The sequence below is a fragment of the Massilia norwichensis genome, from assembly GCF_024753245.1.
GTDB classification, from domain to species: Bacteria; Pseudomonadota; Gammaproteobacteria; order Burkholderiales; family Burkholderiaceae_D; genus Telluria; species Telluria norwichensis.
The window spans coordinates 12,449-24,390 of the sequence record NZ_JANUGX010000002.1; the positions used below are offsets into that span (position 1 = coordinate 12,449).

General features: G+C 64.8%; 12 protein-coding genes and 1 tRNA gene. 6 read left to right on the forward strand and 7 right to left on the reverse strand.

The features are described from left to right. Nucleotides 1-26 precede the first annotated feature (26 nt). A complete protein-coding gene (locus NX782_RS01805) occupies nt 27-830 on the forward strand; it encodes an alpha/beta fold hydrolase (RefSeq protein WP_258843790.1) in 804 nt (267 codons plus the stop codon). Here NX782_RS01805 and NX782_RS01810 read toward each other — a convergent pair. The 6 genes from NX782_RS01810 to NX782_RS01835 form a co-directional block, all read right to left on the reverse strand. After that, on the reverse strand, nt 817-2,649 hold the full coding sequence (locus tag NX782_RS01810; protein ID WP_258843791.1) for a M61 family metallopeptidase: 1,833 nt from the start codon (nt 2,647-2,649) through the stop codon (nt 817-819). The two genes, NX782_RS01805 and NX782_RS01810, sit on opposite strands and share 14 nt — an antisense overlap. Before the next feature lie 78 nt (nt 2,650-2,727). After that, nucleotides 2,728-3,312 carry a nucleotidyltransferase family protein gene (locus NX782_RS01815; RefSeq protein ID WP_258843792.1) on the reverse strand — a complete coding sequence of 195 codons (585 nt, stop codon included), beginning with the start codon at nt 3,310-3,312 and terminating at the stop codon, nt 2,728-2,730. A 4-nt stretch (nt 3,313-3,316) separates the two neighbouring features. Then, nucleotides 3,317-5,545, reverse strand: a complete 2,229-nt coding sequence (locus tag NX782_RS01820; protein ID WP_370661751.1) for a xanthine dehydrogenase family protein molybdopterin-binding subunit — start codon at nt 5,543-5,545, stop codon at nt 3,317-3,319. 12 nt (nt 5,546-5,557) lie between these two features. Then, nucleotides 5,558-6,016, reverse strand: a complete 459-nt coding sequence (locus NX782_RS01825; protein WP_258843793.1) for a (2Fe-2S)-binding protein — start codon at nt 6,014-6,016, stop codon at nt 5,558-5,560. A 113-nt stretch (nt 6,017-6,129) separates the two neighbouring features. Then, nucleotides 6,130-6,852 carry a DsbC family protein gene (locus tag NX782_RS01830; RefSeq protein WP_258843794.1) on the reverse strand — a complete coding sequence of 241 codons (723 nt, stop codon included), beginning with the start codon at nt 6,850-6,852 and terminating at the stop codon, nt 6,130-6,132. 31 nt (nt 6,853-6,883) lie between these two features. Next, the gene (locus NX782_RS01835) at nt 6,884-8,146 is read right to left on the reverse strand and encodes an FAD-dependent monooxygenase (RefSeq protein WP_258843795.1); all 1,263 of its coding nucleotides are present in this window, start codon (nt 8,144-8,146) and stop codon (nt 6,884-6,886) included. Between the two features lie 132 nt (nt 8,147-8,278). Here NX782_RS01835 and NX782_RS01840 point away from each other — a divergent pair. Next, nucleotides 8,279-8,354: transfer RNA gene (locus NX782_RS01840), tRNA-Phe, on the forward strand. 90 nt (nt 8,355-8,444) lie between these two features. On the opposite strand, the gene NX782_RS01845 is transcribed toward NX782_RS01840, so the two are convergent. After that, on the reverse strand, nt 8,445-8,870 hold the full coding sequence (locus NX782_RS01845; protein ID WP_258843796.1) for an Sbal_3080 family lipoprotein: 426 nt from the start codon (nt 8,868-8,870) through the stop codon (nt 8,445-8,447). 223 nt (nt 8,871-9,093) lie between these two features. Between NX782_RS01845 and NX782_RS01850 the strand changes: the two genes are divergently transcribed. The 4 genes from NX782_RS01850 to NX782_RS01865 all read left to right on the forward strand — a co-directional run bounded on the left by NX782_RS01850 (nt 9,094) and on the right by NX782_RS01865 (nt 11,916). Continuing rightward, nucleotides 9,094-9,438: a zinc ribbon domain-containing protein YjdM gene (locus tag NX782_RS01850; protein ID WP_258843797.1), complete on the forward strand. Its 345-nt coding sequence runs from the start codon at nt 9,094-9,096 to the stop codon at nt 9,436-9,438. 49 nt (nt 9,439-9,487) lie between these two features. Next, nucleotides 9,488-10,078, forward strand: a complete 591-nt coding sequence (locus NX782_RS01855; RefSeq protein WP_258843798.1) for a TetR/AcrR family transcriptional regulator — start codon at nt 9,488-9,490, stop codon at nt 10,076-10,078. 99 nt (nt 10,079-10,177) lie between these two features. Next, the gene (gene curA, locus NX782_RS01860) at nt 10,178-11,212 is read left to right on the forward strand and encodes an NADPH-dependent curcumin/dihydrocurcumin reductase (RefSeq protein WP_258843799.1); all 1,035 of its coding nucleotides are present in this window, start codon (nt 10,178-10,180) and stop codon (nt 11,210-11,212) included. Between the two features lie 23 nt (nt 11,213-11,235). Further along, complete coding sequence (locus tag NX782_RS01865) at nt 11,236-11,916, forward strand: type 1 glutamine amidotransferase domain-containing protein (protein ID WP_258843800.1); 681 nt, start codon at nt 11,236-11,238, stop codon at nt 11,914-11,916. Nucleotides 11,917-11,942 lie beyond the last annotated feature (26 nt).

An 11,942-nucleotide genomic window follows, 5' to 3' on the forward strand; every position in this document is an offset into this window, starting at 1 on the left:
AAATACGCTTGCGGCATAATGGGGGGATGAACACCTCCCCACTCCTGGCCAGCGACGTCTGGATCGATCATCCGCAGGGTCGCCTGTTCAGCCGGCTCTGGCGCCATACCGACGCCAACCAACTGGCCGGCAAAACAACGCCCATCGTCCTGTTCCACGACTCCCTGGGGTGCGTCGATCTGTGGCGCGATTTTCCCGCTCTGCTCGCGGTCACGACCGGCCGCGACGTGATCGCCTACGATCGCCTCGGCTTCGGCCGTTCCGACCGGCGGGAAGGAAAACTGGCACTGGACTTCATCGCCGACGAAGCACGCGCTTACTTCCCGCTAGTGTGCGAGCGCCTGGGTGTGGATCGCTTCATCGCCTTCGGCCATAGCGTCGGCGGCGGCATGGCCGTGCACTGCGCGGCCCAGTATCCGGAACGTTGCGAGGGACTGATCACCGAATCCGCGCAGGCCTTCGTCGGCGAGGAAACGCGGGCGGGCTTACTGGAAGCCCAAGGGCGGTTCGAGGACGCACGCGCCCAGTCGCGCCTGGAGAAATACCACGGCAGCAAAGCGACTTGGGTACTCGATGCCTGGTTAGGCACCTGGCTCGATCCGGCATTCGCGGCGTGGTCGCTGCTGGATGTCCTGCCGGCGGTGACCTGCCCGGTGCTGGCCATCCACGGCGCGCTGGACGAATACGGTTCGTCCAGGCACCCGGAGACGATTGCGGAACATGCCGGCGGCCCCGCGCAGGTCCGTCTCCTGCCCGGGACCTACCACGTCCCGCACAGGGAGCGGCCCGACGAGATCGCCGCGCTGGTGGCCGGCTTCAGCTCGCGCTAGGCCGCGCAATCGCCGCCGCCCGGCGCGCACCCGCCGGCGCCACGCCGATGCTGACGCTCGGCGCCACGCAGCCCTGCAAGGTCACGTCGAAGCGCATCAGTTCGTCGCGACGGAAGACGTGCACCTCGACGGTATCGCCGACGCGGTAGCGCGCGAACAGCTGGTCCAGGTTGGACGGATTGCCGTTGACGCGCAGGCCGTCGATCGCGATCACGATGTCGCCCGCCGACAGGCCGCCCTGGTGGGCCGCCCCGCCCTCATGGACCTGGGTCAGCTTGGCGCCCAGCGGGTCGCGGCCGAGGCCGACGTTCAACGAAGGCTTGCTGGTCTTGCGCTCATCCAGCACCTTGACGCCGAAAGGCGCGTACAGCTTGGCCAGCGGGATGTCGTCGGTGCCGCGCACATGGCGCTCGAAGATGGATTTCAGGCGCAGGCCGCTGACTTCGTCGAACAGCGCTTCCACTTCCTTCTCGGTGATGCCGCGGCCGCTGCCCGACGCGCCGGCGTAGAAATCGCGGCCGTAGCGCTCCCACAGCGTGCGCATCAGGTCGTCCAGCGACTTCTCGCCGCCGGTCTTGGCGCGGATCGTCAGGTCGAAGGCCAGGCCGACCAGCGAGCCCTTGGTGTAGTAGCTGATGATGGCGTTCGGCGCGTTCTCGTCCTGGCGGTAGTACTTGGTCCAGGCATCGAAGCTGGATTCGGCGATGCTTTGCTTGGTGCGGCCGCTGCCGCGCCAGACGCTGCCGACGGTCTTGCCGAGCAGTTTGAAATAGGTTGCTTCGCTGATGATGCCGCTGCGGACCAGCATCAGGTCGTCGTAATAGCTGGTGAAGCCTTCGAACAGCCACAGCAGCGGCGTGTAGTTCTCGACCTGCAGGTCGTAGGGCGCGAACACGGCCGGCTTGATGCGCTTGACGTTCCAGGTGTGGAAGTACTCGTGGCTGCACAGGCCGAGGAAGGTGATATAGCCTTCGCTGCGCTCGGCGGTCCTCAAAGCGGCGGTGGTCGGCAGGTCGTTGCGCGAGCAGATCAGGGCCGTCGAGGCGCGGTGTTCGAGGCCGCCATAGCCATCGCCGACCGCCATCGTCAGGAACACGTAGCGGTCCATCGGCGCTTTTTTCGTCTTCGGCTCGAAGAAGGCGATCTGGGTTTCGCAGATGGCTTTCAGGTCCTGCTGCAGGCGCTCCATGTCCAGGTTGGGCACGCGGCCGGTGACCACGATGTCGTGCTGGATGCCATAGGCTTTGAAGGATGCCAGCGCAAACTCGCCCATCTCCACCGGATGGTCGATCAGCTCGTCGTAGTCGGCGGCGATGTAGGTGCCGAAGCCGTAACGCTTGGCGCCGAGTTCCGGTAGCGAGGTCGCCACGCGCCAATCGCTGGCATCCGGGTGGCCCGGACGCTGGATGTCGACCTGGTGCGGCACCGCTTCCTGGCCCTGCACGCGCAGGAACACGCTGGTGCCGTTGAAGAAACCGTGGGTCTGGTCGAGGTGGGCGGCGCGCACCGACATATCCCAGGCATAGACTTCGTAGTGCAGGGTCAAGGGGCCGGCCACCGGGGCGGCGCGCCAGGTGTGCTTGTCGAGCTTGACCAGTTCGACCGGCTGGCCGCCGGACTCCGCGCGGATGCGCACGATGTTGCGGGCGAACTCGCGGATCATGTAGCTGCCCGGGATCCAGGCCGGCAGCGCGAACACCTGCCCTTCCGGGTTTGGTGCCGCAACGGTGACGGTGACGTTGAACAGGTGGCCCGCGAGGTCCTTCGGCACGATGGTGTATTGCACCCCGGCCGGTTTCTTCTGACTGGTTTTTTTCATGGCGATGAACAATCTCTCACTTTTTCACCGTAGTGTAATCGGATTCTTCGGCGAAAGGTGTTCAAAACGTATGCATACCTACAGGTCGGCGGGGGTGTCGATATCTCTGAAAATGCCGGGATCGGTCACCGCGATCTCGGCGACCGGACAGGTTTGCAGCAGACGGCGCGCGCCCTGGTCGCCGGACAGCGCCAGCAGCGCATCGAGGTGGACGCGGCCAAAGCCGACCGGATTGCCGCGCCGGCCGTCCAGCACCGGGGCGGCAATGCCGGCGCCCGCCGCCAGCGCATCGGCCAGCAGCCGCAAGGTGGCAGGCGCCACGTGCGGCATGTCGCCCAGCGCCACCAGCCAGGCTTGCGGATCGTGAGAGAGGGAATGGCGGATCGCCTGCACCAGCGACGCCGCCATGCCGGTGTCGGCGTCGGGACAGACGGTGACTTCGCAGCCAAGGGAAGACAGCAGCGCGCCCACGCCGCCATCGTCGGGCGGCACCACGGCGATCACGGTATCGAAAAGGGACAGCAGCTTGCGCGCACTGGCGACGACCACCGGGTCGCCGCCGGCGGCGGGCAGCGGCTGGAGCAGCTTGTTGCGCTGCCCCAGCGGATCGAAACGGCGTCCCCTGCCGGCGGCGAGCAAAATGCCAACGACAGGGGCGTTCATGCGCTTACGCCGAAGCCAGGTCGAAGGGCAGCTTGCGCAGCCGCTTGCCGGTCAGCTTGAACAGGGCGTTGGCGAAGGCCGGCGCCAGCGGCGGCAGGCCGGGTTCGCCGAGGCCGGTCGGCGGGTCGTTCGAAGGCACGATGTGCACCTCGACCTGCGGCATGTCATTCATGCGCGCCACCGTGTAGTCGCCGAAGTTCTGCTGCTCGACCACGCCGTCCTTCAGCGTGATGCGCGCGCCCGGCAGCGTGGTACCCAGCGCCATCAGCGCCGCGCCCTCGACCTGGGCCGCCACGCTGAGCGGGTTCACCGCCAGGTTGCAGTGCACGCCGGCGACCGCCTTGTGCAGCTTCGGCGTGCCGTCCTTGGCGATCGACGCCTCGACCACGTAGGCCACCACGGTGCCGAAGGACTCGTGCACGGCGACGCCCCAGGCGCGGCCTTTCGGCAGCGTCTTCTTGCCGTAGCCGGACTTGGCCACCGCCAGGTCCAGCGCCGCATGGTGGCGCGCGTGTTTCGGATCGATCAGCTTCTTGCGGTACGCGACCGGATCCATCCCGGCCGCATGCGCCGCCTCGTCGATCAGGGTTTCCATCACAAAGGCGGTGTGGGTCGAGCCCACCGAGCGCCACCACAGCACCGGCACATTGGCCTTGGCCATGTGCGCGCTGAGGTTCATCGGCACGTCGTAGGGTGCGCCCATGCCTTCGACCATGGTGCTGTCCACGCCCTTCTGGATCATGAAGCCTTCGAAAGGCGTGCCGGCGGCGATCGACTGGCCGACAATCACATGGTCCCAGGCCTGGATATTGCCCTGCGCGTCCAGGCCGATCTCGGCGCGGTGCAGGTGGGACGGACGGTAGTAGCCGCCGCGGATGTCGTCTTCGCGGCTCCACATCATCTTGACCGGGCCGTTGTTCCCTGCTTCCTTCCACGCCTTGGCGATGTTGACCGCCTCGACCACGAAGTCCGAGCTCGGCACCGCGCGCCGGCCGAAGCCGCCGCCCGCCATCATCGTGTGCAGGGTCACCTGCTCCGGCTTGAGGCCGGCCGTTTTCGCGGCGGCAGCCTGGTCGCCGGTCTGGAACTGCGAACCGACCCACAGCGTGCAGCTGTCATCCTTCAGGTCGACGGTGCAGTTGATCGGCTCCATCGGCGCGTGCGCCAGATACGGGAATTCGTAGACGGCCGAGATCTTCTTCGCGGCCGTGGCCAGCTTGCCCGTATCGGCTTCGCGCGCGACCGCACCCGGGGTCTTGGCCAGCGCGTCGAATTCGGCCAGCTGGGCGGCGGAATCGAGCTTGGCGACGCCGGCGGTATCCCATTCGATCTCCAGCGCGTCGCGGCCCTGCTTGGCCGGCCAGTAGCCATCGGCGATCACGGCGATGCCGCGGCCACCGCGGTCGACCGGGATCTCCAGCACGGCCAGCACGCCGCGGATCGCCTTCGCTTTCGACGCGTCGAATTTGGCGACCTTGGCGCCGAACACCGGCGGGTGCGCGACCACCGCGACCTTCGCGCCTTCCGGCTTGAAGTCGATGCCGAACTGCTGGCGGCCGCTGGACTTGGCGCGCGCATCCAGGCGCTTCATCGGTTTGCCGATGTAGCGGAACTGCTTCGCATCCTTCAGCGTGACCGCTTCCGGGACCGGCTGCTTCATCGCGGCGTCGGCCAAGGCGCCGTAGCTCGCTTTCTGGCCGGCGGGGCCGTAGACCACGCCCTTGGCGGTGCGGCACTGCGCCGGGCTCACTTTCCACTGCTCGGCGGCGGCGGCCACCAGCATGGTGCGGGCGCGGGCGCCGATTTCGCGGTATTGGGTGAAGGAGTGGGCGATGGTGCCCGAGCCGCCGGTGATCTGCATGCCGAAGGCCGGGTCTTTATAGGCCTCGCCGGCCGGCGCCAGTTCGGCGCGCATCTGCGTCCAGTCGGCGTCCAGCTCGTCGGCGATCACCATCGGCAGCGCCGTGTGCACGCCCTGGCCGAACTCGAGGCGGTTGACGATCACGGTGACGGTATTGTCCGGCGCCACGCGCAGGAAGGCGTTCGGCGCGTAGACGACCGGCTTGCCCTCCGCCGCGCGCGCCATGCGACCGCCGCCCGGCAGCATGAAGCCCAGCACCAGGCCGCCGCTGGCGACCGCGCCGGCCTTCAGGAAACCGCGGCGCGAACTTGCCATGCGCGTACCCGCCGCGGCGCTGATTAAGCCCGCGTTCTTGAACCATTCTGCTCGCATGTCGGCTCCTCTTTACGCGATGGTCTTGGCGGCATCCTTGATGGCCGCGCGGATGCGTTGGTAGGTGCCGCAGCGGCAGATGTTGCCGCTCATGGCGTTGTCGATGTCGGCGTCCGTCGGCGCCTTGTTCACGCGCAGCAGCGCGGTCGCGCTCATCACCTGGCCGCTCTGGCAGTAACCGCACTGCGGCACGTCGTGCCTGACCCAGGCGTCCTGTACGGCCTTGCCGACCTTGTCGGCTTCCATCGCTTCGATGGTGGTGATCTTCTGGCCGGCGGCGGCGGAGATCGGCGTGATGCAGGAGCGGATCGCCTCGCCGTTCAGGTGCACGGTGCAGGCGCCGCACAGGGCCGCGCCGCAACCGAACTTGGTGCCGGTCATGTTGAGGTTGTCGCGCAGCGCCCAGAGGATGGGCGTGGAGGGATCGGCGTCGACCTGCTGGTCGCGCCCGTTGATGTTCAAAGTGACCACGTGTTTGCTCCCTAGTTTTGGACGGAGGTGCTGCTTTTATTGTGCGTGACGTGGGCACGGGCTGCCCACCCTACCGGAATAAAGTAGGGTGGGCACCCCGTGCCCACGCAAACTTACTGCTTGATCGATTCCAGTTTTTTCTCGAGCGTCGCCAGGTCCACAGCACCCGGAATCCGCGAACCATCGGCAAAGAAGATCGCCGGCGTGCCCTGGATCTTCAGCTTCTGGCCCAGCGCCAGCACCTTGTCGTTCGGGGTCGCGCAGTTCGGGGCCGCCGCCGGGGCGGCCTTCCCGCCGATCATCCAGTCGTCCCAGGCCTTGCTGCGGTCCGGCGCGCACCAGATGTTCTTCGACTTCTCGAACGAATCCTCGGACAGGATGTTGTACATGAAGGTATAGATGGTGACGTTGTCCAGGTCCTTCAGCGTGGTCTGGCGCAGGCGCTTGCAGTAGCCGCAGTTCGGGTCTTCGAACACGGCGATCACGCGCTTGCCGTCGCCCTTGACCTGCTTGATGGCATCGCCCAGCGGCAGGTCCGAGAACTTGATCTTGTTGATCTCGTCGATGCGCTCGCGCGTCAGGTCGCGCGTGGTCTTGGTATCGTAGACGTGGCCGATGACGAGGTATTCGCCCTTCTTGTCGGTGTACAGGATGTCGCCGGCGACGCGCACTTCATACAGGCCGCCGTACGGGGTTTCCTTGATCGATTCGATCTTGGCGCCGCCGAGGCGCGGCTCGATGTTCTTCTTGATGGTCGCCTCGACCGAATTCTGCGCGCCGACGCAGGATGTAACGAGGCCGGCCGCTAGCAGGACGGCGAGTTTGGTCTTGACCATGAATATATTTCCTAAAAAATTATTTGCCCACTTATTTACCAAGGGCGTGGGCGATGAGTCTGCGCTTTACTAGCGGCAACTTATCCAGCAAGTTTAATCCTAAATTGCGGACCACGCGTACCGGTTCCAGATTGGCGCCGAACAAACGTTCGAGCCCGTCGGTGGCCAGTTGCATGAGGAGGACGTCTTCCTTGCGCGCCCGGGCGTAGCGCGCCAGCACGCGCTCGTCGCCGATGCCGTGGTGCGCTTCGCGCGCATCCAGGATGCGCAGCAGGTCGACGATGTCGGCGAAGCCGAGGTTCATGCCATGCCCGGCCAGCGGATGCACGGCGTGGGCGGCGTCGCCGATCAGGGCCACGTGCGGCGCGGTGATCGCATGCGGACGCACCAGCGCCAGCGGGATCGCTTTCACGGCTTCCGGCTGCAGCGGCTTGAGCAGCCCGAGCTTGTCTTCCGAATACTCGCCGAGGCGGATCGCCAGCTCGCCGAGCGACTCGCCCATGATGGTATCGGCCAGGGTTTCCGGCGCCGACCACACCAGCGACACTTTATTGCCCGGCAGCGGCAGCAGGGCAATGATGCCTTCCTTGCAGGTGAACCACTGGTGAGCGACGTTGTGGTGCGGCTTCTCGCAGGCGAAATTGGCGACGATGGCGCGCTGGTGATAGGAACGGTAATCGATGCCGATGTCGCACTGGCCGCGCACCCAGGATTCGCGGCCGTCGGCGCCGAGCAGCAGCTGGGCTTCGACGAATTTCACGCCATCTTTGGCACCTTCTTCCAGCTCGACCCTGGCGCCCAGCGGGCTGCAAGTCAGCTTGCAGGCGCGGCCGCTGACGATGTCGACGTTCTGGGCGAAGCGCAGGGCTGCGTCCAGCGCCGTGTTCAGATTGCTGTCCTCGACGATCCAGGCCAGTGTGCCGGTATGGGCGCCGAAGGCATCGAAGCCCAGGTGACCGCCCTGCTCGCCGTCGCCCTTGACGTCCATGGCGTCGACCGGCGCCACCCGCGCCATGTCGAGCGCGCCCCAGACCTTCAGCGAAGACAGCAGCTTCTGCGCAGTGTGGTTGAGTGCATAGACGCGCACGTCCCAGGGTTTTTCAGTCCCAGCCGACAATGCAGACGCTTCTTCCGCCCCCGGACGCGCGGGCGGCACCAGCAAGGTGACGCTGTGCCCCGCCTGGGACAGGCCCAGGGCAGCAGTCTTGGCGATCGCGCCGTTGCCGACGATGCAGACGTCGCTGCGGCGCGCGTCGGCACGGTATGGTGAGGTGGGAGAGGTCTGTGTAGTCATGAAGACATTATATCCCTTTGCCTCAGGCGGCTTCGCCAGGCTGTGCACGGGGGCCGGCTTGCCCGGCGCTGAAAAAATTGCCGCTCAGGACTTGCGGGCTTGGAAACCGCTGGCTATAATCATGCCTCTCTTGGCCTGGTAGCTCAGTTGGTAGAGCAGAGGATTGAAAATCCTTGTGTCGGTGGTTCGATTCCGCCCCGGGCCACCAAGAATTCAGCAGTAAAGCAAAACGCCACCTTCGGGTGGCGTTTTTGTTTTGTGGCCAGCAATCAGGCGCTCTTGCAAGCGCCTTCCCGCCTTACTTCACCGGTTTATCAAAACCGGAAAGCAATTCATCGATAACAGGCGATATCTTGGTGGAGGTACTCGCCCATTTGTTCAAAGCAAATCCACCTGAATGTTTGTAGTTTGCCGAGGCAATCGTCTCGCCCTTATAGCGCAGTCGCAATTCGGCACGGTTGAGGAATGGCGCCAGGTCCCATCCACGGGTCGCCGTGTACCAAAGGGTATAGTCACAGCGATCGGGCGGATTACCCTGATAAATCATCGTGCGGATATCGTGACGCTGGAATCCCTCTTCCAGCACCGACAGCATGTCATCCACAATGACCTTGGGGTTTTGCTCGATGCAAACCAGCTTCATGGCATGGGCAGATGCATCGACTTTTCTGACATTGACCGAAGTGCACGCCTGCAAAGCAGACGCCGCGAGGACGACAAACAATATTTTTTTCATTGCTATGAGAGAGTGCGTGGATCGAGATTCTTCACGATTAAGAATAGCACATTACTAATGGTTAATATAAAATGCCGCACAGATATATTTATAGCGGCTATGCTCCGGCATCAAGATTGAAAATGCTGGTATCGGCGCGCCGATTCGGCCCCGCGCCACCAGAATTCAGCCGCACAAGAACCTGTTCCCCCTCACTTACCCAAAGCCGACCATGAAATCCCTGCCGCCCTGCCCCGCCTGCGCATCCGAACTCAGCTATGAAGACGGCTCCGGCAACTACGTCTGCCCGGAATGCGCGCACGAATGGCCGGTCAAGGCCGAGGCCGCCGCGGAAGAGACGGCCCGCGTGTGGCGCGACGCCGCCGGCAATGTGCTGCAGGATGGCGACGCCGTCACCGTCATCAAGGACCTCAAGCTGAAAGGCGGCGGTGGCGTGGTCAAGCAGGGAACCAAGGTCAAGAACATCCGCCTGGTCGAAGGCGATCACGACATCGACTGCAAGATCGACGGCTTTGGCGCGATGAGCCTGAAGTCGGAATTCGTCCGCAAGAGCTGAACAAGCCGCTTCCAAGACGACTGGTCTAATTGGTGCTAAGATGGTTTCCATGAGCAGCGAACAGCAAAGCGTGCGCCAGCATATCCTTGCCAGCGGCCGCGCCATCATCATGGGCAAGGGCTATTCGGGCGTCGGCCTGAACGAGATCCTGTCCGCGGCTGGCGTGCCGAAGGGCTCCTTCTACCATTACTTCAAGTCGAAGGAACTGTTCGGCAAGGCCTTGCTCGAGGATTACGTCGACACCTACCTGGCCGAGCTGGACAGCACACTCGCAGCCGACGGCAACCCGGGCCTGGCCCGCCTGATGCGCTATTGGGACAGCTGGCTGGTGCTGGCGGACGACGCCTGTGCCGGCAGCAAGTGCCTGGTGGTCAAGCTGAGCGGTGAAGTCGCCGACATGTCCGAGGCCATGCGCGAAGTTTTGCTGCAGGGCACGAACCGGATCGTGCAGCGCATTGCAGACTGCATCGCCGAGGGTGTTGCCGACGGCTCGATCCGGACCGGCGTGGTGGCGCCGGAGGCTGCCCTGGCCCTGTACGAAATGTGGCTGGGTGCGGCCCTGCTGACGAAACTGCGGCGCGACCCCAGTGCGCTGCATAATGCGATGCTATCGACCCGGGCCATGCTCTTGCCCGGCTGAGCAAAGGTGGCGGCCCATGATGCCGCCCTATTTTTTAGACCGTTTCTAGACGACCAGTCTAATAGACGCCAAGAAAGAATTTCCCAGAAAGGATACGCCATGACCCAGGACCGCAATCGTAACCGCCGCTTCGTACTGCAGCAGCGTCCGCACGGCGCCCCCGACGCCAACACCTTCCGCCTGCTGGACGAGCCGGTGCCCACGCCACAGGAAGGCCAGGTCCTGCTGCGCACCCTGTTCCTGTCGCTCGATCCCTACATGCGCGGCCGCCTCAGCGATGCGCCCTCGTATGCGGCGCCGGTCGAGATCGGCGCCACCATGGTCGGCGGCACCGTATCGCGGGTGGAAGCCTCGCGCAACCCGGACTTCCCGGTCGGCCAGCTGGTGCTGGGCTATAGCGGCTGGCAGGATTACGCGCTGTCCGACGGCAGCGGCCTGAACAAGCTGGGCGACGACGTGGCCCAATCCTCGCGTGCGCTTGGCGTACTCGGCATGCCCGGCTTTACCGCCTACATGGGCCTGCTCGACATCGGCCAGCCGAAGTCCGGCGAAACCGTGGTGGTGGCCGCCGCCAGCGGGGCAGTCGGTTCGCTGGTGGGACAGATCGCGAAAATCCAGGGCGCGCGTGCGGTCGGCATTGCCGGCGGCGCCGAGAAATGCCGCTACGTGGTCGAGGAACTCGGCTTCGACGCCTGCATCGACCACCGCGCGCCGGATTTCGCACAGCAACTGGCGAAGGCCTGCCCGGACGGCATCGACGTCTACTTCGAGAACGTGGGCGGCGCCGTGTTCGACGCCGTGCTGCCGCTGCTGAACACCAAGGCCCGCATTCCAGTGTGCGGCCTGATCGCCAACTACAACGCGACGGCCCTGCCTCCCGGCCCGGACCGCCTGGGCCTGCTGGAGGGCATCCTCCTCACCAAGCGCATCCGCATGCAGGGCTTCATCATCTTCGACGACTACGGCCATCGTTATGGCGAGTTCTTCAAGCAGATGAGCGAGTGGCTCGAGCAAGGCAAGATCAAGTTCCGCGAAGACATCGTCGACGGCCTGGAAAACGCCCCGCAAGCCCTCAACGGCCTGCTCGAAGGGAAGAACTTCGGCAAGCTGGTGATCCGCGTCGCCCAAGGTTGATTCATCACTGAAAGGAAACCGCTATGAAAAAGATCCTGATGGTACTGACCTCCCACGACCAGCTCGGCGATACCGGCAAGAAGACCGGCTTCTGGCTGGAAGAGTTTGCCGCGCCCTACTACGTCCTGAAAGATGCCGGGGCCGACATCACCGTGGTCTCGCCGGCCGGCGGCCAGCCGCCGCTCGACCCGAAGAGCGACGAACCGGACGCGCAAACCGATGCCACCCGCCGCTTCAAGGCGGATGCCGCCGCGCAAGCCGTGCTGGCCTCGACCGGCAAGTTGTCCGAGGTAAAAGCAGCCGACTTCGATGCCGTGTTCTACCCGGGCGGCCACGGCCCGCTGTGGGACCTGGCCAAGGACAAGGATTCGATCGGCCTGATCGAGGCATTGGTGGCGGCCGACAAGCCGGTCGCCCTGGTCTGCCATGCACCGGGCGTGCTGCGCCATGTGAAGGCGGCCGACGGCAGCCCGCTGGTCAAGGGCAAGAAGGTGACGGGCTTCACCAATACCGAGGAAGACGCGGTCGGCCTGAGCCAGGTCGTGCCCTTCCTGGTCGAAGACATGCTCAAGCAGAATGGTGGTGTGTATTCAAAAGGTGCGGATTGGCAGTCCTATGTCGTCACCGATGGCAAGCTGGTCACCGGTCAGAATCCGGCTTCGTCGGAAGCGGGTGCGGAAGCCCTGTTGAAGCTGCTGGGCTGATTCTCAGCGCCGGCGCAGCAACCGAC

Bases quoted from the DNA above. Each gene is read 5' to 3' on its own strand.
- NX782_RS01805 (WP_258843790.1), top strand. From the start codon at position 27: ATGAACACCTCCCCACTCCTGGCCAGCGACGTCTGGATCGATCATCCG.
- NX782_RS01810 (WP_258843791.1), bottom strand. From the start codon at position 2,649: ATGAAAAAAACCAGTCAGAAGAAACCGGCCGGGGTGCAATACACCATC.
- NX782_RS01815 (WP_258843792.1), bottom strand. From the start codon at position 3,312: ATGAACGCCCCTGTCGTTGGCATTTTGCTCGCCGCCGGCAGGGGACGC.
- NX782_RS01820 (WP_370661751.1), bottom strand. From the start codon at position 5,545: ATGCGAGCAGAATGGTTCAAGAACGCGGGCTTAATCAGCGCCGCGGCG.
- NX782_RS01830 (WP_258843794.1), bottom strand. From the start codon at position 6,852: ATGGTCAAGACCAAACTCGCCGTCCTGCTAGCGGCCGGCCTCGTTACA.
- NX782_RS01835 (WP_258843795.1), bottom strand. From the start codon at position 8,146: ATGACTACACAGACCTCTCCCACCTCACCATACCGTGCCGACGCGCGC.
- NX782_RS01850 (WP_258843797.1), top strand. From the start codon at position 9,094: ATGAAATCCCTGCCGCCCTGCCCCGCCTGCGCATCCGAACTCAGCTAT.
- NX782_RS01855 (WP_258843798.1), top strand. From the start codon at position 9,488: ATGAGCAGCGAACAGCAAAGCGTGCGCCAGCATATCCTTGCCAGCGGC.
- curA (WP_258843799.1), top strand. From the start codon at position 10,178: ATGACCCAGGACCGCAATCGTAACCGCCGCTTCGTACTGCAGCAGCGT.
- NX782_RS01865 (WP_258843800.1), top strand. From the start codon at position 11,236: ATGAAAAAGATCCTGATGGTACTGACCTCCCACGACCAGCTCGGCGAT.